Annotated in this window: 16 protein-coding genes; 3 read left to right on the top strand and 13 right to left on the bottom strand. The window is 46.9% G+C overall.

Annotated elements, in window-relative coordinates; genetic code table 11:
* Positions 1–20 precede the first annotated feature (20 nt).
* Together lpdA and DXB58_RS04765 are read right to left on the bottom strand one after the other, a co-directional pair.
* Positions 21–1,364, bottom strand: coding sequence for a dihydrolipoyl dehydrogenase (lpdA, locus tag DXB58_RS04770; RefSeq protein ID WP_122136074.1), 1,344 nt, complete (start codon positions 1,362–1,364; stop codon positions 21–23).
* A gap of 41 nt (positions 1,365–1,405) precedes the next feature.
* Complete coding sequence (locus DXB58_RS04765; RefSeq protein WP_117933373.1) at positions 1,406–1,858, bottom strand: PH domain-containing protein; 453 nt, start codon at positions 1,856–1,858, stop codon at positions 1,406–1,408.
* Between the two features lie 106 nt (positions 1,859–1,964).
* On the opposite strand from DXB58_RS04765, the gene nadB reads away from it, so the two are divergent.
* Positions 1,965–3,536: an L-aspartate oxidase gene (nadB, locus tag DXB58_RS04760; protein WP_008641519.1), complete on the top strand. Its 1,572-nt coding sequence runs from the start codon at positions 1,965–1,967 to the stop codon at positions 3,534–3,536.
* Positions 3,537–3,646: 110 nt separating this feature from the next.
* On the opposite strand, the gene rbr is transcribed toward nadB, so the two are convergent.
* Positions 3,647–4,225: a rubrerythrin gene (gene rbr / locus DXB58_RS04755; protein WP_004302842.1), complete on the bottom strand. Its 579-nt coding sequence runs from the start codon at positions 4,223–4,225 to the stop codon at positions 3,647–3,649.
* Positions 4,226–4,473: 248 nt separating this feature from the next.
* Here rbr and DXB58_RS04745 point away from each other — a divergent pair, with 248 nt between their 5' ends.
* Entirely contained in the window at positions 4,474–6,153 is a 1,680-nt protein-coding gene (locus DXB58_RS04745) for a SulP family inorganic anion transporter (protein WP_122136072.1), read from the top strand.
* Between the two features lie 108 nt (positions 6,154–6,261).
* On the opposite strand, the gene DXB58_RS04740 is transcribed toward DXB58_RS04745, so the two are convergent.
* From DXB58_RS04740 to DXB58_RS04730, 3 genes are read right to left on the bottom strand one after another with little or no spacing between them, the layout of a single operon-like run.
* Positions 6,262–7,626, bottom strand: a complete 1,365-nt coding sequence (locus DXB58_RS04740) for an efflux transporter outer membrane subunit (protein ID WP_004302840.1) — start codon at positions 7,624–7,626, stop codon at positions 6,262–6,264.
* Positions 7,627–7,638: 12 nt separating this feature from the next.
* On the bottom strand, positions 7,639–10,818 hold the full coding sequence (locus DXB58_RS04735) for an efflux RND transporter permease subunit (protein WP_122136071.1): 3,180 nt from the start codon (positions 10,816–10,818) through the stop codon (positions 7,639–7,641).
* 14 nt (positions 10,819–10,832) lie between these two features.
* Entirely contained in the window at positions 10,833–11,939 is a 1,107-nt protein-coding gene (locus tag DXB58_RS04730; protein ID WP_122136070.1) for an efflux RND transporter periplasmic adaptor subunit, read from the bottom strand.
* A gap of 215 nt (positions 11,940–12,154) precedes the next feature.
* Here DXB58_RS04730 and DXB58_RS04725 point away from each other — a divergent pair, with 215 nt between their 5' ends.
* Complete coding sequence (locus tag DXB58_RS04725; protein ID WP_122136069.1) at positions 12,155–13,069, top strand: AraC family transcriptional regulator; 915 nt, start codon at positions 12,155–12,157, stop codon at positions 13,067–13,069.
* A 538-nt stretch (positions 13,070–13,607) separates the two neighbouring features.
* On the opposite strand, the gene DXB58_RS04720 is transcribed toward DXB58_RS04725, so the two are convergent.
* The 7 genes from DXB58_RS04720 to DXB58_RS04690 are packed head-to-tail and all read right to left on the bottom strand — an operon-like array spanning position 13,608 to position 26,261.
* Positions 13,608–15,647, bottom strand: coding sequence for a fimbrillin family protein (locus DXB58_RS04720; RefSeq protein WP_122136117.1), 2,040 nt, complete (start codon positions 15,645–15,647; stop codon positions 13,608–13,610).
* 30 nt (positions 15,648–15,677) lie between these two features.
* Positions 15,678–16,151 (bottom strand): hypothetical protein, encoded by a 474-nt coding sequence (locus DXB58_RS04715; RefSeq protein WP_004324161.1) that lies wholly within the window; start codon positions 16,149–16,151, stop codon positions 15,678–15,680.
* A gap of 12 nt (positions 16,152–16,163) precedes the next feature.
* Positions 16,164–17,345: a glycoside hydrolase family 88 protein gene (locus DXB58_RS04710; RefSeq protein ID WP_122136068.1), complete on the bottom strand. Its 1,182-nt coding sequence runs from the start codon at positions 17,343–17,345 to the stop codon at positions 16,164–16,166.
* A 14-nt stretch (positions 17,346–17,359) separates the two neighbouring features.
* On the bottom strand, positions 17,360–19,291 hold the full coding sequence (locus DXB58_RS04705) for a heparinase II/III family protein (protein ID WP_122136067.1): 1,932 nt from the start codon (positions 19,289–19,291) through the stop codon (positions 17,360–17,362).
* Between the two features lie 21 nt (positions 19,292–19,312).
* Entirely contained in the window at positions 19,313–21,127 is a 1,815-nt protein-coding gene (locus tag DXB58_RS04700; protein ID WP_004324158.1) for a heparinase II/III family protein, read from the bottom strand.
* Positions 21,128–21,147: 20 nt separating this feature from the next.
* Positions 21,148–22,959 carry a RagB/SusD family nutrient uptake outer membrane protein gene (locus tag DXB58_RS04695; protein WP_074559266.1) on the bottom strand — a complete coding sequence of 604 codons (1,812 nt, stop codon included), beginning with the start codon at positions 22,957–22,959 and terminating at the stop codon, positions 21,148–21,150.
* A 29-nt stretch (positions 22,960–22,988) separates the two neighbouring features.
* Complete coding sequence (locus DXB58_RS04690; protein ID WP_122136066.1) at positions 22,989–26,261, bottom strand: TonB-dependent receptor; 3,273 nt, start codon at positions 26,259–26,261, stop codon at positions 22,989–22,991.
* Positions 26,262–26,470: the final 209 nt, after the last annotated feature.

Genomic DNA, 26,470 nt, shown 5'->3' with positions numbered 1-26,470 from the left:
TGTCAGATATCGGAATCCGTTTATAGAGCTTCCCGGAAGATTTCTCCTACCGTGGGATGCGGGAAAACAATCTTTTTCCATTGCGCTGCCGTCAGTCCGAGTTCAATGGCAGTCCCCGCAAGAGTGATAATCTCCGAAGCGGGATTTCCCAATACGTGAGCGCCAATCACCCGCTGCTGTTCATCCAGCAGTACTTTGCAAACTCCGTTCACGCCTTCATTCTCCGCCACAAAACGGCCGGAGTAAGCCATCGGTAGTTTGATAACCTGATAATCGATTCCTTTCGTTGAAGCCGATTCCTCCGTTTCACCCACTCCGGCAATCTCCGGATTGGTATAGACTACGCCCGGAATAGCCCGGTAACTCATGGTGTCTTCTTTCCCCAAAATGGAATGTACGGCAACTTCTGCCTCACGAACAGCCGTATGGGCGAGCAAAGAGAATCCTGTCAGGTCACCACACACATACACACCCGATACAGAAGTCTGCATCTTTTCATTAATTTTGATAATACCACGCTCTGTTTTCTCCAGATTCAGGTTTTCGAGTCCGAAACCTTTCGTCACAGGACGGCGACCGACACTCATCAACAGCTTTTCTGCTATGACATTACCGTTTCCCTCTGCATTCTCATAAGAGACTACAGCTCCTTCGTCCGTTTGCGACAAGCCGATAACTTTCGTACCAAGCAGGAATTTAATACCACGTTTGGCATATTCCGCACGGAGCAAGGCGGAAAGCTCTTTATCCATTCCACCCAGGATTTCGTCCATCATCTCAACTACCGTCACCTGTACTCCCAAACTGTTGAAGAACGATGCGAACTCCATCCCGATCACTCCGCCACCGACAATGACCAGAGAAGCCGGCAATTCCTTACTATCCAAAGCATCCCTATGCGTCCAGTAGTTCACTGCATCCACTCCCGGAATAGGGGGAATAAAGGTTTCCGAGCCTGTACAAAGTATCAGATTCTCTCCTTCGTAAGTCTCTTCTCCGCAACAAACTGTATTCTTATCAATGATCTGTGCTTCTCCTGATACGATCGTAACATTGTTGGCAGTCAGCTTCGCTTTCACTCCCAGCACCAGTTTGCGCACTACCTTACTTTTACGCGCTATTATCTTAGGCAAATCGAAAGAGACTTCCGGGATATTGACTGCATACTTTGACGCATGTTTTGCACTGTCATAAGTCTTTGCCGAATACAACAACGTTTTCGTAGGAATACAGCCTTCATTCAGACAGACACCACCCAGACTATTCTTTTCGATAAGCAATACGCTCAAACCGGCTTTACCGACAGCTTCGGCAGCCGTATATCCCGCAGGACCGCCACCGATGATAATCACTTGATATTTCATAGTATATAATCAGTTAATCTTTTCATTATTATCAAAACATGCTATGGTTCATCCCCTTGAGGGTCTACAGAGTCTATTGCCTCCAGGTCTTTGATCTTCTTTTCGAACATTCTCTTTTCGAGCAGTTCTGCAAATTCCTGTTCCTTGACAGGCATCACCGAAACAAATTTCCCTTTTCCGTATTCTATCAAGATATAATCCGTCACCGAGAAACGACCGAACTTCATGGAATGGTATTTCCTGACTGTGGTGATTTCGGAAAGCGGAATTACCTTCTTACGAATAAAACGGCCGCGTGAAACCTCCAGATTACCGTCTGTAGTTAATGTATAAGCAGTGTGTATAATCTGTTCGATTACTACAATCAGCATAAGCATGAACAATACGGCTACCAAGATATATTTACACCACAATGCGCCGACGGCATTCACAGTAAGCACCACCAACAGGAAATATTGGTACCAGGCGATGCGGGCATGGAAAATTCGATTCATTTTGTCAGATTTTTGCCTGCAAGGTAGCAATTTTATGAATTAGTGACAACGAAAAGTACAACGAAGTAACTTATTTTGTAGCTTTGCGGTGAGAAATAACAAGATTATGGTAAGAAAATTCGATTTCCTCGTTATCGGTTCCGGAATTGCCGGTATGAGTTTTGCGCTGAAAGTGGCGCACAAAGGTAAAGTTGCTCTTATCTGTAAAAGCGGGCTGGAAGAGGCCAACACGTACTTCGCCCAGGGAGGGGTAGCCTCCGTCACCAACCTTCTGGTGGATAATTTCGACAAGCACATTGAAGATACGATGATTGCAGGCGACTGGATCAGCAACCGTGCCGCAGTAGAAAAGGTAGTGCGCGAAGCTCCCGCACAGATTGAAGAACTGATTAAGTGGGGAGTGGACTTTGACAAAAACGAGAAAGGCGAATTTGACTTGCACCGCGAAGGAGGACACTCGGAGTTCCGTATTCTTCACCATAAAGACAATACAGGAGCAGAGATTCAGGACAGTCTGATTAAAGCCGTGCAACGGCATCCGAATATCACGGTCATCGAAAACCAATTTGCCATTGAAATCCTGACACAGCATCACTTGGGGGTTACCGTAACCCGCCAGACACCGGATATTAAATGCTACGGCGCTTATATCCTCGATCCGAAAACGGGAAAAGTAGATACATATCTTGCCAAAGTGACATTGATGGCTACCGGCGGAGTAGGAGCCGTTTATAAAACGACCACTAACCCGCTAGTCGCTACCGGAGACGGTATCGCTATGGTGTATCGTGCCAAAGGTACGGTGAAGGATATGGAGTTTGTACAGTTCCACCCTACCGCCCTGTATCACCCGGGAGATCGTCCTTCTTTCCTGATAACGGAAGCGATGCGCGGCTACGGAGGCGTACTGCGCACCATGGATGGCAAAGAGTTCATGCAGAAATACGATCCCCGTCTTTCCCTGGCTCCCCGTGACATCGTGGCACGTGCCATCGACAACGAGATGAAGAATCGTGGAGACGACCATGTATATCTGGATGTTACCCACAAAGATCCCGAAGAAACAAAGAAACATTTCCCCAATATTTACGAGAAATGTCTTAGCCTGGGCATCGACATCACTAAAGATTATATCCCGGTAGCCCCGGCCGCCCATTATCTCTGCGGAGGTATCCTTGTCGACCTGGACGGACAATCTTCCATCGAACGTCTTTATGCCGTGGGAGAATGTTCCTGCACCGGATTGCATGGTGGTAACCGCCTGGCTTCAAACTCATTGATAGAAGCAGTGGTATATGCCGACGCTGCTGCCAAACACAGTCTGCAAGCGGTCGATCAATATTCTTATAATGAAGATATTCCCGAATGGAATGATGAGGGAACCCGCTCGCCGGAAGAAATGGTGCTCATTACACAGAGCATGAAGGAAGTGAACCAGATTATGAGTACTTATGTAGGTATTGTCCGTAGCGACCTCCGTCTGAAACGTGCGTGGGACCGACTGGATATTATCTACGAGGAGACTGAAAGCCTGTTCAAGCGTAGCGTTGCGTCCAGAGAAATCTGCGAATTGCGTAATATGGTGAACGTGGGCTATCTGATTATGCGTCAGGCAATGGAGCGTAAGGAGAGTCGCGGGTTGCATTATACGATTGATTATCCGCACGTGAAGAAATAACAAGAAAGAGAACAATTGCTATTTACAAAGGCAATATATCCTATAAAAACAGAAAATGCCGCTTGCAGTAATTTGTAAGCGGCATTTCTTTATTCTACTTAATCTATTGGTTAATAGTTTTCTTTCTTCACCTCGAAATAAGCCTGCGGATGCAAACATGCCGGGCAAACTTCAGGAGCTTCTTTACCTACAGTGATGTAACCGCAGTTACGGCATTGCCATACCACTTCGCCTTCTTTAGCGAATACAGTCATATTTTCGATGTTGTTCACGAAAGCAAGGTATCTTTCTTCGTGACCTTTTTCTGCGATGGAGATATTGCGATACATAGCAGCAATCATCGGGAAACCTTCCTGTTCTGCCACATCAGCAAAGTGAGGATAATCCAGTGACCATTCTTCATGTTCACCTGCTGCAGCAGCGCGAAGATTTTCAAGTGTAGTACCGATTACGCCAGCCGGATAGCTAGCTGTGATTTCTACCATACCACCTTCGAGGAACTTAAACATACGTTTTGCATGTTCTTTTTCCTGATCGGCTGTTTCTGTAAAGATAGCTGCAATTTGTTCGTAACCTTCTTTTTTAGCGACACTTGCAAAATAAGTGTAACGCATTCTAGCTTGTGATTCTCCTGCAAATGAAGTCAACAGATTCTTCTCTGTCTGGGTTCCTTTAATACTCTTAGCCATAATTCTATATATATTTTAAATTGGTTGATTACCAAACGTAACTTGTCGTACTATTTACAACACAAATATAAGCGATTTGTTCATAATAAACCACCTTTTATTCATTAATAATAACTATCTGTTCATCGATGAAATCTATCAACAGACAAATAGTATGTTCAAAAACATACTTCTTTCGATTATTTTATATAATTTTGCAACCTCTACTTTACAAAAAAGACGGAATATACGTATAACAACATCTAAAAATGAAGCTATTTGAATTTAAACCCAAACTGGTTTCTTGTCTAAAGAATTATTCGAAAGAAACGTTTATGGCGGACCTGATGGCCGGTATCATCGTAGGTATCGTGGCACTCCCATTGGCCATCGCCTTCGGTATCGCTTCGGGAGTCTCACCCGAAAAAGGTATTATCACCGCTATCATTGCCGGATTTATCATTTCTTTATTGGGCGGCAGCAAAGTCCAGATCGGTGGTCCGACAGGAGCATTTATCGTCATTATCTACGGCATCATACAGCAATACGGCGAAGCCGGATTGATTGTAGCCACACTCATGGCAGGTGTACTCCTTATTTTATTAGGAGTGTTCAAGCTCGGAGCGGTTATCAAGTTCATCCCTTATCCTATCATCGTCGGATTTACCAGCGGTATCGCTGTCACTATTTTCACGACCCAAATCGCCGATATTTTCGGCCTGTCTTTCGGAGATGAGAAAGTGCCGGGGGACTTCGTCGGTAAGTGGATGATCTATTTCCGTCACTTCGATACGATCAACTGGTGGAACACCATTGTAAGCATTGCCAGTATTATTATTATCGCCATCACTCCGAAATTCTCAAAGAAAATTCCCGGTTCACTGATTGCTATCATCGTTGTCACAGTAGCCGTTTATCTGATGAAAACTTTCGGAGGTATCGACTGCATCCAGACCATTGGCGACCGTTTTACCATTAAATCGGAATTGCCCGATGCCGTTGTACCTGCACTGGATTGGGAAGCTATCAGAGAATTATTCCCGGTAGCTATCACCATTGCCGTACTGGGAGCTATCGAATCCCTGTTGTCTGCCACCGTAGCCGATGGTGTGATAGGCGACCGCCACGACTCCAATACAGAGCTGATTGCCCAGGGAGCAGCCAATATCATAGCTCCCCTGTTCGGAGGTATTCCCGCTACCGGAGCCATCGCCCGTACCATGACAAATATCAACAACGGAGGTAAGACACCGATAGCCGGAATTATTCATGCAGTGATACTGCTGCTGATTCTGCTCTTCCTGATGCCGCTTGCACAATATATCCCGATGGCGTGCCTTGCCGGGGTACTGGTCATCGTATCTTACAACATGAGTGGATGGCGTGTATTCAGAGCTTTACTGAAGAACCCGAAATCGGATGTCACCGTATTGCTGATTACTTTCTTCCTGACCGTTATCTTCGACTTGACAGTCGCTATCGAAGTAGGATTGATAATCGCCTGCGTCCTCTTTATGAAACGTGTTATGGAGACTACCGAAATCTCGGTGATTACCGATGAAATCGACCCCAATAAAGAATCGGATCTTGCCGTACACGAAGAAAACCTGATGATTCCCAAAGGCATAGAGGTATACGAAATCAACGGTCCTTACTTCTTCGGTATCGCTACTAAATTTGAAGAAACCATGGCTCAACTGGGAGATCGTCCGGAGGTACGTATTATCCGTATGCGTAAGGTTCCGTTCATCGACTCCACAGGTATTCATAATCTGACTACCCTCTGCGAGATGTCACAGAAGGAAAAAACCACCGTTATCCTTTCCGGAGTAAACGAGAACGTGCATAACGTACTGGAAAAAGCCGGATTCTACGAACTGCTGGGAAAAGAAAATATCTGTCCGAATATCAATGTCGCATTGGAGAGGGCAAAGAGCTTGATAAAATAAGTGACACACTACATTAAGACGATTTACCATAAAACGGGCTGCCACAGAATCACTTCTCCGGCAGCCCTTCTTTCTCTAAATTAAAAAACAGAGAGAGTATGATGTCATTTACTCCTGACCTCCCCCTAAAGCACGGTATAGGTTAATTAAACTTTGTATTTCAGTAAAATGATTGGCCGTTTGCGACAGTTGCGCACTAAGCAATGACTGGCGGGCGGTAAGCACTTCCAGATAGGTAGTATTACCATGCTCCATCAATAGCGAAGTACTTTGTAAAGCCGTTTGCAGGGAAGCGATCTGCTTGTCCAGCAAAAGTCTTTTTCCCTGACTGGTCTGATAGGCAATCAACGCATCATTCACTTCGCTGCCGGCATTGAGCAATGTCTGCTGAAAACCGAGAGCGGCTTCTTCCTGCTGTGCACGGGCAATGCGGTATTGTGCCACCACCTGTCCTTTATTAAAGAGCGGCTGCGTGAGCGAACCTACCGCTGATGCCAGAAACTTACCCGGATTAAGAATCAAAGACCCGGCAGAGTTCGTCCATCCGGCACTTCCGCTTAAAGTGATAGAAGGATAGAAAGCCGAACGTGCCGCATTGGTTCCATAGAACGCTGCTTCCAGTGTCCGCTCGGCAGAACGGACATCGGGACGGGAAGAAAGCATCCGGACAGGAATCCCTATCGAAAGATCCGTAGGAAACTGCTGCTTTGCCAACATACCGCGCTCATAACTACGGGGTGTCTCCGCCAATAATAAGGCAAGGCTATTCTCTACCTGACTGATCTGCTGCTGCAAATCGAGTACAGAACTCTGCACCTGATAATAAGCAGCTTCCATCTGCGACACAGCGGATTCGTTCGCCAGTCCGGCATTCATCAGAGCGCGGGTGGAGGCCACGGTTTCTTTCCATGCTGTCTCCGTCTGACGGGAAAGGTCGAGTTGCTCATCCAGCATCAGCAGGGTATAATAAGTATTGGCTATACCTGTTATCAACTGGGTGCGGACAGCCTGACGGTAATCCTCGCTTTGAGCATAAAGTGCCTTCGCCTGTTTTTTGGCATTGCGCATACGACCGAATACGTCCAGTTCCCAACTGGCAGTAACAGGCAATGAATAAGCCTGCGTAGCCTTGTGTGTATCAAAACTGCTCACCGTTCCCTGCGGGGAAAGGGCAAAAGCAGGCAGAAAAGCAAGTTTGGCAGACATCAGTGCTGCCTGTGCCTGTTCCACACGAAGCTGGGCGGACTGATAGTCAGTATTGGTCTGCAATCCCACTTCGATGAGGGATTGGAGATAAGGATCGGTGAAGAGTTCCCGCCAGTCCATATTACCCAGACTGGCAGTGTCCTCGGCCACCACTTCCTCCCCATAAAGATGGTCGGGGACGACAGTGGCGGGTTTGTATTTGGTATAGATGCCACAACCGCTCAACGACAGACTGATGGCAACTAATGTGATGATATTCTTCTTCATTCTTTCTTTCATTTAGTTACGTTCGCGTTCAACTTCACTCTTTTCTTTCTCTAAAAGCACCTGTACGTCTGCTTCCTCCTCCATCGGTTTGCGGATTTTCTCCTGCAAAAATTCAAAGATGATGTAGAAAACCGGAACGACAAAGAGCAATGCCAGTGTCCCGACAACCATACCGCCTACTACACCCGTACCCAACGAACTGTTACCGTTGGCACCTGCACCGGAAGAGAACATCAGCGGAAGCATACCAAAAATCATCGTCAATACCGTCATCAGGATAGGACGCAAGCGGACTTGTGCGGCAGAGTAAGCAGATTCCACGATACCCATTCCTTTACGACGGCGCTCTATGGCGTACTCTGTAATCAGAATCGCTGTCTTAGCCAACAAACCGATTAACATAATCACCCCTGTCTGCAGATAGATATTATTCTCCAATCCAAGGAATTTGGCGAAAAGGAACGAACCCATCAGTCCGAACGGCACGGAGAAGATAACGGCAAACGGCACGAGGAAACTCTCGTAAAGACAGGCCAGAATCAGATAGATCAGGAAGACACAGATCGCATAGATAAAGACTGTCTGTGCACCACCGCTACTTGCTTCTTCGCGTGCCATACCACCATATTCGTATCCGTAGCCTGCCGGCAAAGATTGTGCGGCTACTTCTTCAATGACTTTCTGCACTTCACCGGAAGAGTAACCGTCGGCAGGATTCACATTGGCAGTAATGGTACTGTAAAGATTGAAACGGTTAGCCGTTTCCGGTCCCAGCACTTGCTTCAGCGTTACAAACTGGCTTACCGGAGCCATCTCCGTACCATTGCGTACAAACATATTGTTCAATGCCTGTTCGTCGAGACGATATTCAGGTGAAGCCTGCATCATCACACGATATACTTTACCATACTGATTGTAGTTGGAAATATACGCACCACCGCAATAGCTCCCCACTGCATCGAGCACCGCACTTGGCGAAATACCCGCACGCTTACATTTGGCAGCATCCACTTCCACCGATATCTGCGGGAAGTTGATAGCATAAGAGGTATAAGCCATTGCTACCTCCGGACGCTGGTTCAAAGCACCGAGGAACTGTACAGCCGCTTCGTAGAACGTAGCCAGATCACCACCCGTCATGTCCTGAAGGTTCAGTTCAAGGGAATTACCCATACCGTAACCCGGAATCATGGCAGGCTGGAAGCTGAATACTTGCGCTTCCTTTAAAGATTGGAATTGTGCATTGAGGCGGGAAACCACGGCATCCGAGCTATGTTCCTTACCTTTTCGTTCACTCCAGTCCTTCAGGCGGATAATGATTGTACCGTAAGAAGTTCCCTGCCCGGATATAAGTCCGTACCCTGCCACGCGGGCATAGTGTTCTATTTCGGGCGTATCTTTCAGGATATTTTCCAAACGGTCCATCACCTTCGTTGTTTCTTCGAGCGTGCTTCCCGGTGAAATGCTGACATTCACCATGATAACACCCTGATCCTCCTGCGGCACAAGTCCCGTCTTGGTGGTACTCATCAGATAAACCAACAGAGCAACGGCAACTGCTAACGAAGTCCATACCATCCAACGATGGCGGATGAAGAACATCACACCTCTCTTATATTTACCCAGTACGGCATTGAACGAAGCATTATACGCAGCGCGTACCCGTCCGTTAATACTCTTAGCGCTCTTGGTTCCGTCCGACGGACGCATCATGATGGCGCACAAAGCAGGACAAAGCGTCAAGGCCGAAATCATGGAAATACCTACGGCAGTTGCCATTGTGATACCGAACTGTGTATAGAATACGCCCGAAGTTCCTCCCATAAATGTAACGGGAATAAACACAGCCATAAACACACAGGTACAGGAAACGATAGCCATCGTCACATCGCCCATTGCATCTTTAGTGGCAAGATAAGGAGACTTATACCCGGCATCAAACTTGGACTGCACTGCTTCCACCACCACAATAGCGTCATCCACCACCGTACCGATGGCAAGCACCAAGGCAAACAGCGTCAGGATATTCAGACTGAACCCCGCAGCCACCAGACAGGCAAACGTACCTACCAATGATACGATAATGGAGATGGAAGGGATAAGAGTACTTTTAAGATCCTGCAAGAAGAAATATACCACAAGGATTACCAGGATGATAGCGATAATCAACGTCTCCACCACATTATGTATGGAAGCGAAAAGGAAGTCGTTCGAACTCATCATGGTGACAAACTCCGTTCCTTCCGGCAGATTTTTCTCCATCCGCTCTATCTGCGCGGTAATCTCTTTATTGACAGCGGTAGCATTGGAACCGGCTGTCTGGAAAATCATATAGAGAACGGCAGGCTGACTGTCCATCTCACTACGGAAACTATATGTCATAGTGCCCAGCTCTACTTCCGCCACATCTTTCAAGCGGAGTATCGAGCCGTCCTCACGCGAACGGACAACCGTATTCTGAAATTCCTCCACGCTCTTCAGGCGTCCGCGATATTTCATCGTAAACTGGAAAACGTTCTGCGAACTCTCACCCAGCGAACCGGTAGGAGCTTCAATATTCTGCTCACCCAGTACAGCGGTGATGTCCGACGGTACCAGCCCGTATTGTGCCATCCGTTCCGGTTTCAGCCAGATACGCATACTGTACGTATCACCCAGCTCCATGACGTCTCCCACTCCCTCGATACGTTTTATCTGGGGAATAACATTGATATCCAAGTAATTGGCCAGGAAAGTCTGGTCATAACGACCGTCAGTACAGACCAAAGCACCGATCTGCAAGAAACTGGTCTGGCGCTTCATCGTGCTTACACCGACTTTCGTCACTTCGGCCGGAAGTAATCCCTGCGCCTTAGCCACACGGTTCTGCACGTTGACTGCTGCCATATCGGGGTCTGTGCCCTGTTTGAAGTAAACCTGAATAATAGCCAAACCTGCATTGGAGGCACTCGAACTGATATACATCATGTCTTCCACACCGTTGATACTCTCTTCCAGGGGCATGATGACACTGTTCATCACTGCCTCGGCATCAGCACCGGTATAGCTGGCACTCACATATACCGTCGGAGGTGCAATATCGGGATATTGCTCCACGGGCAACGTGAAGAGTGAAATAAGCCCGATAGCCAGAATCAATACGGAAATGGAGATTGCCATCACCGGCCTCTTTATAAACATATTTCCTTTCATAATCAGTCTCCTTCTTATTTAACTTGCGTGCCTTCGCGCACCAGTCCGGCGCCTTCCGATACAATTTCATCACCGGCTTTCAGTCCGCTCAACACTACATATTCGCGTCCGTCATTGATACCGGCCACAGTTATCAGGGTAGAGACAGCCTTACCGTCCACTACCTTATATACAATAGTCTTGTCCTGCATCCGCACGGTAGCCGTCTGCGGAATGGCAATACAGTCTTTATAGATACTCGGCACTACTACCGTGCCCGATGCTCCGCTATGAAGCAACCGTGATTCGTTGGAGAACACCACACGCGCTACGACAGTACCCGTCTGGCGATCGATGACTCCGCTGATGGATTCAATGACACCTTTCTTATCATAAACCGAATTGTCGTTCAAATGCAATTCCACTTCCGGCATATTCTTCAATGCCTCATCCATATCACCATACTGGCGGGTAAGGGCAAGCAACTGATTCTCGGTCATGGAAAAATAGACATACATATCCGAGTTGTCGCTGACTGTGGTAAGCGGATAAGGCATATTAGCACCTACCAATGCACCCACGCGATAAGGCAATGCGCCTACTACTCCATCACTGGGGCTTTTCACCTCGGTATAAGAAAGGTTGTTGCGGGCACTGATTTCCTGGGCTTCGGCCTGTGAGAGTTGTGCCTTGGCAGTGAGATAAGTGTTCTCGGCTGTTTTCAGACTAAATTCGGAAACAACTTTCTGTGCATGCAGTTCTTTGTTGCTCTTGTAAGTCAGTTCGGCTGTACCCAGCCCGGCACGTGCTGCTTCTACATTGGCAGTGGCAGTTTTCAGTGCAGCCTTGTAAGGAACCTGGTCGATAACGAAGAGTAATTGTCCCCGGCGTACTTTCTGTCCTTCGGTCACACAGAGTTTCTCAATCGTTCCCGACACCTGTGGATAGATGTCAATATCCTGCCGCCCGCGTATAGTCGCCGAATAGGAAGAAGAAAACTCTTTGTCCACCGCTTCTATCTGCATTACTGCATAAGAAGAAGATTTCACTCCCGCATCCGATGCCTGCTTGCAAGATGCCATCCACACTGTACAACCGACAATCCCTATCAGCCGTATCCATTTTTTGCTTACTGTAATCATACTTTCTCTTTTGTTCTTTTGTTAAATCCTGGACAAAAGTAGGAGAAAAGAACAAGGCAATAGTGACCAATTTCCCTCCATAAATGTCCTATTCTCGCCTTTTTCATTTATTATAGCTAACTATTTGTCAATAAACGACATATCAGACAATTATAAAGGCAATCAGGACATTCTGTTTTCCGCTTTATTCACCAACTTTGCAAAAAGAAAAGAATATGAAAAAAGAGAACATCAGACCAATAGATATAAAAGACTTTAAGGACAGTCAGCATACACTGGACTATATAGATAATGATTTTGCAATAGTCAACAGCTTGGAAGGAATTCCTGATAATAATGATATTGTCAGACTGGAATGTTTCATCATCGCCGTCTGTATAGAAGGGTGCATCCAACTGGACATCAACTACCGGACTTACCAGTTGAAGGCAGGCGATCTATTGCTCGGCCTTCCCAATACCGTCATCAGCCATACGATGTTAAGCCCTAAATATAAGGTAAGGCTTGCAGGATTCTCCACCCGTTTTCTGCAACGTATCATTAAAATGGAAAAGGAAACGTGGAACACAGCCGTTCATATCCATAACAATCCGGTGAAGTCCGTAAGCGACGAAGAAGACAATTCTGTTTTCGGATTCTACCGGGATTTAATTGTGGCCAAGATAAATGATGAACCTCATTGCTACCACAGGGAAGTGATGCAGCATCTCTTTTCCGCTCTCTTTTGTGAGATGTTGGGGCAGCTTCATAAGGAAATCGAGTGTTCCGATAAGTCGGATCGTTCGAGAGAGAATATCAAGCAGGTGAATTATACCTTACGGAAATTCATGGAACTATTATCAAGAGACAAAGGTATACACCGCTCGGTGAGTTATTTTGCCAACGAGCTCTGTTATACGCCCAAACATTTTTCAAAGGTTATCAAGCAGGCGTGTGGCAGAACTCCGTCAGACTTGATTAATGAAACGGCTATGGAGCAAATAAAATACCGGTTGAAGCATTCGGACAAGTCTATCAAAGAAATTGCGGAAGAGTTCAACTTCCCCAATCAATCCTTCTTCGGGAAATATGTAAAAGCATATTTGGGAACATCACCGGCCAGTTACCGGAGCAGAAAAGAGGAAATATGAAGAAACGCATATTTTGTCTATTCTGTACCTCATAATTCGAGCTTCTCTCTTCTGAATCAGAAAAAACGCCTGCAATTTAAAACAGCACAATTCGCAAGCGACACCAAACACCTATTATTGCTCGACAAATTGCAATAAAGCAGACCTTTTAAAAGTATAAAAAGTCACTATATCATCAGACACATATCAGATTGCTATTTACAAACCAACAGAAAAGAAAGACAAACCAGCTCTAATTCTGCTCTCCCAAAAACCAGTTTCGCTTCCTTTAAAAGGAACCGACGGTTTGTTTATACCAAAGAGAGCGTTTGTTTTAAACAAACCGAAGCTTTGATTACACCAAACCGATGGTTTAGTGACACCATATATTGCATATTTCAAGGAAATAAATGCAATATAAAAAGAAAAAGCGCATATTCTTGCAACTGAATATGCACTTTTTCTTCTATTAGGTCCTTTTATCTTATTCCGGTTTTCTTCTGAATCTTAAAAATGGAACAGAGATGGAAAACTCTATTTCCTCATACAGCCCATAAACCTAACGATTCTCGGTATCTTTCATACACCGTACAGAGAATGCATGAGAACGACCGGAAGAGTGAGTCCACGTCTTATCGGAAACTTTATAATACAAGGAAGTAGCTCCCTGATCCTTATCATTTCCATAACTACTTGCCGATGAGTTGGACCAATAGCAAGCAGCACCCTTGCTAGCATCCAGCCCTGTATTATTACCATTATTTCCACCATTAGATCCCCACTTACAACCTGCTAACGGCCAATAAGCATAGTTTGTACCATCATAGCAATATTTAAATACCGCAGTTGCGCTCTGTTTCACAAATTCACCTTTCTGCTCTATCTCATCCAATACGCGGGGAGACACTACCCGATACCCTTTCGGACAAGGATCATAAATAGATTTATGACCGTCAGAAGGATTGAGATAAGTGCTCGATTCGTTCGGATTACCCCAGAAGTCATCTTTACGGTCGGTACGTGCACCGGTCCATGCACCCAGATACCAGTCGGATTTTGTATTCTCCACTTCATTGGTATAAAGCAATGCACGAGGATTTTCGATAGAGAAGCGGACATTGGTGGCTTGAGTAGGTATGTTAGTACCCACGGTTCCCGACCAGCCCACCGGCGTAGGACGTCCCCACTGGAAGTAAACACCGTTTTGTTTCCAGTTGTCTCCTTCGCATGTCATGTAAGTACCCAAATTACGATCTAACACTACATATCCCGTATTACCATAAGGGTGTTCTGCCGGAGTAGGGGTCATCCAGATAATAAAACTCCAGATAACAGTAGTCTGATCCTCTCCATAGATAGCCACCTGACCGCAACCGCCGTCGTAGCCTCCACTTACCTTATAGGTATTAATCGTAATATTGTAATCACTGCCAACAGGAATGATGTCCGTAGTAGAACCATTCACAGCAATCATCTTATGATTAACATTCAAATCGCACCCGAGAATAGTCTTTGCATACTTAGGTTCTTCCACTTCCATGAAGTTACCACGTGCTTTCACACTAATCGTATTGCTCACACCACTGGTCGAAATATTCGTCATCAAACAGTTGGATTCACCATAAGCCCATCCACCTGCCAGCAGACGTGTCTCTACAGGCTCGTACCATTCACAGGAATTATCCGAAAGTTTCAAGTTATTAATAGCAATCGTATTGACTGCATTGGCTTTCAGCTGCTTTCCTTCCTTTAGAATAGGAATTGTAACCGTCTGCCGGTCATTCTCCAGAGTGACCACAATGTACACCTGTTTGCCGCTTAAATCAGCAGGATACGTAGTCAGATATATATCCTGTGCGGAAGCAAGCAACTCGGGAGTAGTCAGTGAAACAGTGGCATACGGTTTGACATCCGTACTGTATGTCAACTCGTCCGTATCCAGATTCGCGGTAAACGTACCGGAAAGAGGCGTTTTCGTCTCCTTGTCATACAGGGAAACACTCTTTAGCCTGTACGTAGAAAGTTCCTGGGACGAGATGCTGAACTTCACATAAGCCATCGCATGATTCAACGTAAATTTGGCAAGCATATCCGGACCGCTGACTGTTGCCTTGGCAAATGCAAACCCATACTTTCCAATATGATGACTATCACCCGGACGACTTTGCTCCTGCTCTACAGACAAGGAAGAAGTAATCTTGTTCCCGTCCTCGGCCAGTTCCGTACTTGCCCGGTAAGGGTAATAGATAAGAAGTTCCGTAGCTCCTGCTTCCGCCATCTTCACATCGTCTGAAGTAAAGACACCGGAATTCTGCCCGATCGATTCATCACTTAATAAAGACTGCACATTGTGAATATCAGTCCCTGCCGTACGGGAGAAAACTCCCAAGGCATCACCCTCACTCCAAAGCACCGGATAAACATCGCCTGTTTTATCACCGATAGAAACACGCGTCTGCGGAGACGAGAGTCCGACCAGCGTCAGACATGAACCTGCCGTTACCGGTTCCCGACCGTTATCGGACGAAATAAGCTCGTCCTGTGTGCAACTTGTCATCATCAGAATCGTTACACCTATTGCATATAATTTATTTTTCATACCATTCATTCTTTTGAGTTACATCCTCGTTTACCATTCATTCTCTTCCAGATCACCGGCAGAACCGCCATCACTCCATGCGCCTTCTGTTCCTGCCGCTTTCCAAGTCTGAAAAGCGGAACACACGGCACGCCCCTCGGCATTATAGGCAATGATAGCACTAATGTAATTCACTCCCGGACGCAATCCTTCGGTGACTTTACGGGTATAGGGCAGAGATACCGGTTCTCCGTTTTCTTCTACGAATTTCACCAGCTTCACTTCAATGTTATAGTCAAAGCCGATGTCGGCCACCGGATAGAAATCAATGACTTTCGCTCCGAATGTAGTACCTGTTTGCTGTTCGGAAGTAATCAGAGCCGTATTGTCTGCAATCTCCGAAACTGTCAGATTCATGGTGGGGATGACACGTGGAGCCGAATCATCCTTGTCCGAACAGGAGGCAGTTATCAGCAGTAATACGAAGATAAATGCCATGCTTATATGTAAGTTCTTCATAATCATATTGTATTAGTTTTATTTTTGTAGATTCTTATACCGTAGCAATGCTTCTAAAAAGTAATAATCGGCATACGTCAGGGGGACATCTACTTCGCTTTTATCTGGAAGTGCGCCTACGCTATGCTTCAGGAGGAAGTTCCCGTTCGTATCCGGTTCGGCCAGATACTCTTTCGAGGCAAGCGTGCGAAGTTGCTTTTCCGCCATGGCAAGATAAGATTCCTTGGCTTCCGTTCCGGGGATATAGCGGCTTAGCTCGATAAAAGCAGAGGCCATGATAGCGGCAGCAGAAGCATCCCGATAGGAATGTTCTTCCACCGGAGCGTCAAAGTCCCAGTAAGGAATACCGTCGGCAGGTAAACGGCGGAGCAGCATATCGGCAATATGTCCGGCTTGCAACAGATAATTCTGATAACCCGTCAGGCGGAACATCATCGTATAGCTATACAAGGCCCATGCCTGTCCGCGACTCCAGGAAGAATTGTCCGAGAAACCCTGCACTGTCTGCTTGCCGCGCACTTCTCCGGTTTCAGGATCGTAATCCACTAGATGATACGTAGAGTAATCATCGCGGAAATGATTCAGGATAGTGGTGTTGGCATGCGTGCAGGCTATGTTCTGCAAAGAATCATCGGCATAGGCTTTCGACATGGATAACAGTAATTCCAGGTTCATCATATTGTCAATAATCACCGGAAACTTCCAGTCACAACCTTTGCGCACAAAGTCCCAGCTACGGATTACACCGGCGGTAGGTTTGAAGCGGGTTGACAAGGATTTAGCTCCCTGATAGAGCACCTGTTTATAAGCCTCATTGCCCGTCAGCCGGAAAGCATTCCCATAACTGCAGTTCAACTGGAAACCTACATCGTGATCTCTGGTCACATACTGTATAGAGTCGAGTTTCAGCGTATTCTTCTCGGCCAGCGCCTTCACGGCATCGTTCCGGGTATATTCATAGATATACCAGAGGGAGCCGGGATAGAACCCGCTGCACCACCAATAGATATTCGAAGGGACAAACTCACCCTCGGCAGAGAGCGTGCGGGGAAGTGTCTTTTCCGTCAGGCGGGTATCCATATTCGTGTATTGTTGCTCTGCAACGGTAAACACACGGTCAATCAGCGCCTCCATTGGCTCCTGCCTGGAGCAGGATGCCAATGTTAGAAGCCCTAGTATAGATAATAATAAGATTCTCATACGTTCAATTCATTTTATTTGGGGGACAGGGTTGTGGTAAATGTGGCAGTCTGGTTGGCTGTGACCGTTGCTTCAAAGCCGACCATATAAGTGCCCGGATTAGCCTGGTCATAAGAGTTTTCACTAGTGGTACTCCATGTTTTGTAGGTAGGCTTTACGGTTCCGCTGGCTGTGAGATACATCACTTTGCTTCCATTAGTTAGTACGATGCGGTTACTTTCCACCGTCGGGACGGCAGGCGTCACCATGCACCAGCGTACTTTGGCGGATTTATCCGTTCTTGCCTTTATCTCATCCATGACTACTAAATCTTTATCGTTCACGATTTTCACGGTACGGGTAGCGGATGCAGCCTGATCGGACACTACTTCTGTCAGATCGAAAGTGGCTCCCAATTCCGTAGCAGTGTTGATAGTAGTGGTCAGGGTAGCCGCACCGTCCACCCGGTGACGGGCATCATTGATTGAGATCGTGCTATGATTGAGATTATTCAGGCGGAATACATCCCAACGCATCGAATTCTGTCCCATATCCCAAAGATTACCACCCAAACCGGCCAGTACCGACTCAAGAGTTGTATAACTTTGCAGACCGAAATCCATCGACCAACGCACTCCATACGCATCGTATACAAATGAACCGGCATCCATGTGGCCATGACTAGAACCGGCCTTGCCCCCTTTGATACCGAGGTATTTATCCGTATCCGTGTATGTCCAGTCGGTATGCACCATCACCACAGGCGTTTCCCCTTTTCCACTCCATAGCTTATTGGAAGGGGCGGAGATCGCATCCAGATTCAGATTATTGGCAAAAGCCATAATCATTGGCAGTAAGCGGTTTTCGGCACAGGAAGCGTATTCACCGTTCTTCAGCATTTTCAGTTCATTATAGAGCAATGACGGGTTACTGTATTTATCGGCAAACCACCATGAAGCAAGTGCTGCGGTAGAAGAGGGAGCACAGTCCGAATAATTAAAGAACTTGCTGTTCAGCCCTGTCATATACAACATATATTCTGCCGTCTTGGAGAATCCCGGTGTATCGGAAAGCCCGTTATCCGTACCAAGCGTACTGTTGAGGGCGGCAAGCATCAACACCTGATAAAGCGTGCCATAACACCAGTAACCGCTGCCCTCCGGATAGTTGCCGTCGGGAGAGTACATCACTTCCAATGCAGGTTTATTGGATTCTAAAGCCTTTTCAATCATGTCCTTTGCTTCGGAAGGATTGTTTTCATAAGAAGCCAGTGCCGCACAGACCAGTCCGCCATTACAAACCTGGTTCCAGTTGTTGGTAGCTTCATAGAAGTTTAGGTTCCAGTTCTTGTTCTGTGCCTGTTGGAAAGCAAACTTCAGCAATGCGTTGGCTGCTTTCGTACGGGTGGAGGCACTTAGTTCGTTATAGAGCCAGTCGTAGCCGAAAGCAACGGCCGTAGCCATTTCGCCCACATCGAGAAAGTGATGTTTCGAGTTCCAGTCGGGAAAGTTGCATACGGCATTGATATCGGTTTCTGCTTTAGTCAGATATTTGGCATCGCCAGTCATCCGGTAGGCATAAGCGCAGGTGAAAATACGCAATAAAGCATCACGGGAAACGTCGAGAATACGTTTGTTGCTGGCATCCAGCTTATAAGTCAGTGCCGTTGCATTCATCCCTTTGCTGTTGCACACTCCCATAATGGTGTTATGCAGCAAAGTCAGATTGGCACTCGTATTTGCATCCACTTTGGCTTTCAATGCAGTGAAAGCCTCGGCGTTCATCAACAGACGGGGATGGTTATCCGCAGTCAGTTTGGAATAATCCAGTCCACCCTCCGGCTCCGTAGGATTCGGTTTCTCATGGGTAGATCCCGGACGGAATCTGTTCTCGTCCTCATCGGAACAACTTACGGCTGTTCCTACGAAGAAAGCTATGATGATTGTTTTAAAAAGAATCGTTTTCATGGTTCAATGAATTTATTTGTATTACTTCAAAGGAATAAGTCGTACTTTCAGTTGCGAGGCACGATTGGCAGGAATCACCGTTTCAAAGCCAACGCGGATGGTTCCCGGATTGCGGAAATCATATTCATGCGGGGGCACGTTGGACCAGATTTTCATTTCTACTTCCGTACCGGTATCTGCTGTCAGGAGCATCCGTTGTCCGTCTTTAGTCAATTCTATGCGGTTCTTGCCTGTAATCTTGGCTTCTGCCGGAGTGACCATAATCCAGGATACGGTAGCTTCCTTATCGCGCGTCTCCAAGCGGTCTATTACTTCCAGATGGTCTTTCTGATCCAATATCACGGTGCGGACAGCTTTCTTCACACTATTGGCAAACACAGTCGACAGGTCTACTTCCGCCCCTTTCTGTTTCTTCGACTCGAAAGTACGGGTGATCGGGGCATTGCTCTCTACCAAATGGCGTTCTCCGTTAATCGTCAACGTATTGTGAGCGATATTGCTTAGCCGGAATACTTCCCAGCGTTGTCCGTTCTGCGACATATTCCACAGGTCCACTCCCTTACTTTCGAGTGTGATATAACTCTGCATCCCCAAGTCCATCGCCCAACGCACTCCGTCTCTCTCGAAGATAAACGACCCGGCATCCATGTGTGCATGAGAAGTAGAGGGCGAACCTCCTTTCACTCCCAGATAGGTATCTTTCTTGCTGTCCCATCCGCCACGGTAGATAAACACAGGCGTATCTCCACGGTTAAACCAGAAGTTTTTCTTCGGCTTTCCGATCCGGTTCAGGTCGAGCTGTGAACAGAACACCATCAAGCTGGGCAGTAAACGGTCTTCGGCAAACTGCATATCCGGGCGGTCGAGATACTGACGTTCAATCCACAACAGGGAAAGGTCTTTCTCCTTGCCTGCAAACCAGAACATCATCATGTTACATTCCGCCTCTACCGGAGAATCCGAGAAACAGAAGCAGTCTCCACTCGGAGCCGTCATATACTGCATGAAACGGGCAGACTTCTTAAATCCGGGGGCTTGGGAGAGCCCATTGTCTGTGCCGAAAGCACTTTCGAGCGCAGCAATGAGCATTACCTGAAAACTCGTCCCGTACCCCCAATATCCGAATCCTTCGGGATAACCTCCATCAGGACCATAGCCTACCATCGCTTTCGGATTTGTCTCCATGCATTTCTCGATAATACCTTTCGAAATCTCCGGAATCTCTTCGAAAAGAGCCAGTGCACCATACGCCAATCCACTATTACATACGGAATTCCAGTTATTCTTGGCAGTGTAGAACCAGGCATGACGGGTATTCTTTGCCGCATCAAATCCTTTTTCGATGATTGCTTCACGCACCACCCGGCGGGTGTCGGGCTGCAAAGAATCATAGAGCCAGTCGTAACCGATAGCCAATGCCATTACCATCTCGCCTACATCCAGGAAATGAGTAGGGTTCCAGTCCGTGAAACGGCTGACAGCGAGCATCTCCTGTTCCGCACGGTGAGCGTATTTCTTATCTCCCGTCATACGGTAAGCGTATGAGAGGTAATAGATACGCTTCAATGCGATGCGCGAAATCGCCAACAGGCGTTTGCCCTCCTTGATACGTTCCACAGGTGGTTCCGTAAGTGTCCGGTCGCAAAGTTCCATGATCCGTTGGTGAACTGCTGCCAACGGGGGATACTCCGCAATAGCTTTCTTAATAGCTTCTTCTCCGCCCTCCGGCAATAACAGCCGGGGATGAGGCGCTATCTTGCCATAGTCAAACTGTTGCGCAAATACACCTGTGCAACCGGATACAAAAATGAGTAATAGTAAAAGTATTTTCTTCATCCTTATTCAAATCTTTATGATTAATACGCCCAACCGCTTCGTTTAGTCAGGTTCGGGTTCTTTTGCGTTTCAACGATAGGAGCAGTCCACGGCCACATATAATCGGTGTAATACCAGTTATACTCTACCATATCGCCCCACCAGGACTTGCCGCCATTCACGTCTTTCCCCTGGAATTTGGTTTCTTTATAGGTTCCCCAACGTACTTCGTCGAAGAAGTTAATTCCCTCCAGACAGAATTCCACGCGACGTTCATAGCGCACTCTTTCGAGCATGTCTTCTTTTCCGTTCACTGCGCACGGACCGCTTCCGCCCTCTGTCAACGCAGGCATGTGGGCGCGGGTACGTACTTTATTCACCAGGCGGATGGCTTCTCCTATCTGGTCGGTCTGTGCCAATGCTTCCGCATACTGCAACAATACATCGGTATAGCGAATCAACGGCCAGTCGGTATGACAACGGCTCCGGCTAATCAAGCGACCTTTCTCAAACTCATTGTATTTACGATAGCAGTAGAAAGCGGAAGTACGTTTATCCAGCCAGAAGTCTCCTCCATTCGTGCCTTGTTCCTTCAACGGCCAGCGGAGTTGTTTACCGATTTGGTTGGCATCTCCGGCATAGTTAGGCTTGTAGCAATCTACCGGGATATAAGGGGTAACGACTGTCTGTTGCAAACGTGGGTCGCGGTTGTCATACGCCTTTTTAATGCGGGCTTCGTTACCGCTGTTCAGGTAGTATTTCTGATAAATATCTTCACCTACGCGTTTGATAAGGGCATTCTTTTGTGAGGACATGGATTCCAACCCGTCACGGCAGAAGAAGATTTCACGTTGTTGCGGAGTCAATAAGTCCCAATCTTCCAAACCGTCTACTTCCGACCATTTGAAGTCCGATCCGTCGGCATTCTTATAATAGTCTACAAAGTCTGCGGAAGGTTTTATTTCCGTCCATCCGTCATACGTATCACGCGCACCGGTCATTTGCTGAATGTTGTCACAGTAACCGGTTTCTTCGCTAAACTGGAGCGAGAAAATCATTTCTTTGTCTTTCTCGTTTTCATATTTGAAGAAGTCGGCATATTCGCCTGTCCACAAGCCGTAGCCGCAGGTTTCCACTTCTTTGAAATCGTTGCCTGCTTCCTTGTATTGCTTCTTCCACATATACACCATGCCACGAAGCGCATAGGCAGCTCCCTTGGAAGGGCGTCCGTAGTTTTCGTTCAGCGTGTTATGGGGGAAATCAGGATTATTGATGCAATACGTCAAATCGTCCAGAATCACTTGCCAGACTTCATCTACCGAAGATTGACCACGCGTACAGTCTTCATTATTGATGGGTTCCAGATAAACGGGAACACCCTGATAAAGCATATTCAGACGGTTATAGGCCCACGCACGGAGGAAACGGGCTTCGCATTGATAACGTGCCAGTTTATCAGTACTCATATCCGCTTTATGCAGATTGGCAATCGCATCGTTACACGCATGGATGATGGTGTAACAGAACTTCCATTCATACCACACCTGAAAGTCATTGGCAGGTTTGGTAGCCAGCGAAAGCAGTTCCACCGGATAGTTGTTGGAATAATAATCGGTTGCGAAGCTCATGGCTTCGATTCCCTGGCGGTTCAAACCGTCGGCACGCCGGAGCTGGGTAGACGAGAGTTGGGTGGCATAGAACGGATAGTAGAGTCCTGCCATTCCCTTGTCGGCAAGCTCCTCCGTAGTCCACATGTTTTCACTTGCGATCTGGTCTTCCGGGGCCACATCGAGAATATCCATGCAGGAGGTAGCAGCCAGAGCCATCGTTAAAATCATTAATATCTTTTTCATATCAGATTCTGTTTTTTAGTTCTACATCATTAAAAGGTAATCTGTCCGCCAAAAGAGATCTGACGCATCAATGGGTAGCCGATTTCAGTTCCTATTTCCGGATCAAGTCCCGGGTAACTTGTAATCGTCAGGATGTTATCCATCGACACGAAAGCACGGAGCTTGCTTACAAAGAACTTACTGGAAATCCGCTGCGGCAATGTATAGCCTATCTGGATATTCTTCAACTTGAAATAGTCGGCCTTATATTCGTTCCAATCACTCTGGATTCTGTTATTATACGTAGTTCCATACGTCAGACGGGGGTATTTGCCCGACTGGTTGGTGCGCGAATCGTCCGGATTGGAAGGATCGAAGAAGTAATGATTGTCGGCAATATGTTCGATAATGCCATATCCGTGACTCACGAGCGTGGAGTTGTAGTAATCCGTATTCCAGTTGAGGTAATGTCCGAAAGCTCCCGACCACAACATGGAGAAATCAATATTTTTGTAAGAGAAAGCACAGTTGAAGCCCAGGTTGAATTTCGGCACACTGGTATGACCGGAGAAATCCCTGTCGTTCGTATCACCATAGTTCATATCCCCATTGCTGTCGGCATAGAGAATGTCACCATACCAAAGCTGGTCTTTGGCAATCGTCTTCATTCCTCCGAATGAATAACCGGAGTCAATCATGGCCTGTACCCATACCATGTCTTCCTTTGTACGTATCATTCCGTCCTTCGGTCCCGCATGGATGTCCACCGCACCTCCGGTATAGCCTTCGCCGGAACCTCTGTACACCTTATACATATAGGTTTCACCCAGTTGGCGACCTTCGCAGATGTATCCTCCGAATCCGGATTCGGACACATCACTGAAGTTGTTGACATAGCTGACTTTGTTTCCCTGTGCATCATACGTCCAGTATTTCTGGAGATCGCCCTTGAATTTCATTACCTTATTGGCATTGAAAGAGAAGTTCATGCCTACCCGGTATTCAAAGTTTTTTCCGATACGGTCGTTCCAGTTCAGGGTAAATTCTACACCGCGGTTGCGCACTTCACCCAGATTTTCGGGAGCAGAGCCGACAACACCCATCGAGAGATAGAGTTCGGGATGGTAGAGAATGTCCGAAGTATATTTATTATAGTAGTCTATTTCACCCGTCAGGCGGTTGTTGAAGAAACCGAAGTCAAGTCCGATGTCGGTTGTTGCGGTACTTTCCCAATGCAGTTTGTCGTTGCTTAGTTTTTTACGTACCAGTCCTTTGGTTCCTTCACCATCGATTACAACATTGCCTGTGGCATAATTTGCCTGCCAGTCGTAGTTGCCCGTAGAGTTGTTACCTGTCTTTCCCCACGAAACACGCAGTTTCAGGTTAGAGAGATAGTCTGATGCTCCCTGCATGAACGATTCTTCCGAGATACGCCATCCACCGGAGAACGAGGGGAAATATCCCCAACGCTGGTTCACACCGAAACGGGAAGAGGCATCGGCACGTAGGTTGGCTTCGAAGAGGTAGCGTCCTTTATATCCATAGTTGACACGGCCGAAATAGGAGAGCAGTCCCCACTTGGCAGGTGCCGAGCTGGAAGAGCTGACGAGAGTTTCATAGGTGCTCAATTCGTTCAGTGTCCAGTCAGTAGCTCCTTTACGGGAAACGGCAAAGCTCTTGCTGTAATATTCTTGTGCGGAATATCCGAGTAATGCGCCCAGATCGTGGTCTTTCTTGATGGTGGTTTGATAGCGTACCAGTATTTCGGCACTCTGACGCCAGGTGCGCGCGCTTGTATTGGTAATGGAAGCGTTCTCCAGTGCGCTTTCGCTGACACGTTGGTCGGTCACGTAGTCCCAATAACCATTCTGGCGGCTATAGGAAGACTTGTCGGTAAATGTCGGCGAATAGTTGAATGTACCTTCGATGTTGAGGCCTTTATAAGGAGTGATAATTCCGTAGACTGAAGCGTTGAGACGCCATACGGTATTGAAACCGGTAGCTCCCGCCATCTGCCCGAAGATATTATTGGCATTGGAAGATTCTTCACTTGCCAGTGCGGGACGTCCCCAGTAGTTCGGTTCGCCCGGATATACACCCGGAGTAGTCTGGTAGAGATACTTGAATCCATTGCTGATGTTTGCCATCCCGTAATCTTGCTTTTGTCCGTAAAGGCGGGTACCGACGGTCATCCATTTCACAATCTTGGCTTCCAGATTGGTACGGAAATTGATTTTCTGCGTACTTGAATCGAGGTTCCAGCGGTTCATGACTCCCTGATTGTCGAGATAGCCCAAGGAGAGCATATACTTCACTTTCTCCGAGCTGCCGGAGACAGAGAGGTTGTGTTCCTGCGAATATCCGGTGTCGAATACTTCGTCGAACCAATCTGTGTTCGGATAGGCCACGTAATTGGGCACTCCGTACTCATTCAGTCCGTTCGGATCGGCAGAAGCAGCCCTCCAGCGGTCAATGCTTTCCTGCGAGAAAATACCTTTGGTATTCACATTTTCGCAAGCCTCGTTGACCAGTCCCATATAGCGGGCGTAGTCGCTTACGAAAGAGAGATTGTTGTAAGGCATCTGCACGACTCCCGAATAAGAATAGGAGATTTGCGGTTTACCTTTTCCGCTTTTGGTGGTGATGAGGATCACTCCGTTAGCGGCACGCGTACCGTAAATAGCTGTTGAGGCAGCGTCTTTCAGTACGGAGATACTTTCAATGTCGTTGGGGTTCACGTTGTCCATGCTCCATTCAATACCGTCTACCAGTACCAATGGGGAGTTGGTATTGAACGTACCGTTACCACGCACGCGGATGGTGGCGCCGTCCGATCCGGGTTGTCCCGAAGCCTGCGTCACGTTCATACCGGCAGCGAGCCCCGAAAGGGCAGAAGAAACACTCATGATGGGACGTCCCTCCGTCTGATCGGCAAAGTTGATGGAAGTCACGGAACCGGTCAGGTTCACTTTCTTCTGCACACCGTAACCCACTACCACTACTTCATCCAGTACTTTCGTTTCCACCTTCATCTGGACGTCGAGTTTCGTGCGTCCGTTCAGGGGAAGCATGGTGGTCTGATAACCAATGTAACTGAAAGAAACAGAAGGTTTGGCAGAAGTTGTTTTTAAGGTGTAGTGACCGTTCAAATCTGTCAAGACACCGTTCGTTGTACCTACTTCGACGACGGAAACACCCGGCAGGGTTTCTCCATTCTCATCGATCACTACTCCACTTACTGTAGCAGATGTCTGTGCCCACACCACATCTGTCAGTAAAAAGAGCGAAGCCAATAAAAATAATAAATAATGCTTCTTTTTCATTTGATTAGATTTAATGAAACAATTAGGTTGTTAAATACTCACAGTGCAAAGAAATGGGATATTTAACCAATCTAATAATACTGTTTAGGCGATTGATGCCACTAATTAAGAAAATTCGACCGAGAATGGAAAGGAAAAACCAGCTTTTAAGATTTCGACTAGCTTTTATCAGAAAATGACTAGCTAATTTTATTCCATATTTAAAAATT

The sequence above is a fragment of the Bacteroides sp. OM05-10AA genome, from assembly GCF_003439055.1.
GTDB lineage: Bacteria > Bacteroidota > Bacteroidia > Bacteroidales > Bacteroidaceae > Bacteroides > Bacteroides intestinigallinarum.
The sequence above is the reverse complement of the archived record's forward strand: the minus strand, read 5'-3'. Positions and strand labels throughout refer to the sequence as shown.

Bases quoted from the DNA above. Each gene is read 5' to 3' on its own strand.
- lpdA (WP_122136074.1), bottom strand. From the start codon at position 1,364: ATGAAATATCAAGTGATTATCATCGGTGGCGGTCCTGCGGGATATACG.
- DXB58_RS04765 (WP_117933373.1), bottom strand. From the start codon at position 1,858: ATGAATCGAATTTTCCATGCCCGCATCGCCTGGTACCAATATTTCCTG.
- nadB (WP_008641519.1), top strand. From the start codon at position 1,965: ATGGTAAGAAAATTCGATTTCCTCGTTATCGGTTCCGGAATTGCCGGT.
- rbr (WP_004302842.1), bottom strand. From the start codon at position 4,225: ATGGCTAAGAGTATTAAAGGAACCCAGACAGAGAAGAATCTGTTGACT.
- DXB58_RS04745 (WP_122136072.1), top strand. From the start codon at position 4,474: ATGAAGCTATTTGAATTTAAACCCAAACTGGTTTCTTGTCTAAAGAAT.
- DXB58_RS04740 (WP_004302840.1), bottom strand. From the start codon at position 7,626: ATGAAGAAGAATATCATCACATTAGTTGCCATCAGTCTGTCGTTGAGC.
- DXB58_RS04735 (WP_122136071.1), bottom strand. From the start codon at position 10,818: ATGAAAGGAAATATGTTTATAAAGAGGCCGGTGATGGCAATCTCCATT.
- DXB58_RS04730 (WP_122136070.1), bottom strand. From the start codon at position 11,939: ATGATTACAGTAAGCAAAAAATGGATACGGCTGATAGGGATTGTCGGT.
- DXB58_RS04725 (WP_122136069.1), top strand. From the start codon at position 12,155: ATGAAAAAAGAGAACATCAGACCAATAGATATAAAAGACTTTAAGGAC.
- DXB58_RS04720 (WP_122136117.1), bottom strand. From the start codon at position 15,647: ATGAAAAATAAATTATATGCAATAGGTGTAACGATTCTGATGATGACA.
- DXB58_RS04715 (WP_004324161.1), bottom strand. From the start codon at position 16,151: ATGATTATGAAGAACTTACATATAAGCATGGCATTTATCTTCGTATTA.
- DXB58_RS04710 (WP_122136068.1), bottom strand. From the start codon at position 17,345: ATGAGAATCTTATTATTATCTATACTAGGGCTTCTAACATTGGCATCC.
- DXB58_RS04705 (WP_122136067.1), bottom strand. From the start codon at position 19,291: ATGAAAACGATTCTTTTTAAAACAATCATCATAGCTTTCTTCGTAGGA.
- DXB58_RS04700 (WP_004324158.1), bottom strand. From the start codon at position 21,127: ATGAAGAAAATACTTTTACTATTACTCATTTTTGTATCCGGTTGCACA.
- DXB58_RS04695 (WP_074559266.1), bottom strand. From the start codon at position 22,959: ATGAAAAAGATATTAATGATTTTAACGATGGCTCTGGCTGCTACCTCC.
- DXB58_RS04690 (WP_122136066.1), bottom strand. From the start codon at position 26,261: ATGAAAAAGAAGCATTATTTATTATTTTTATTGGCTTCGCTCTTTTTA.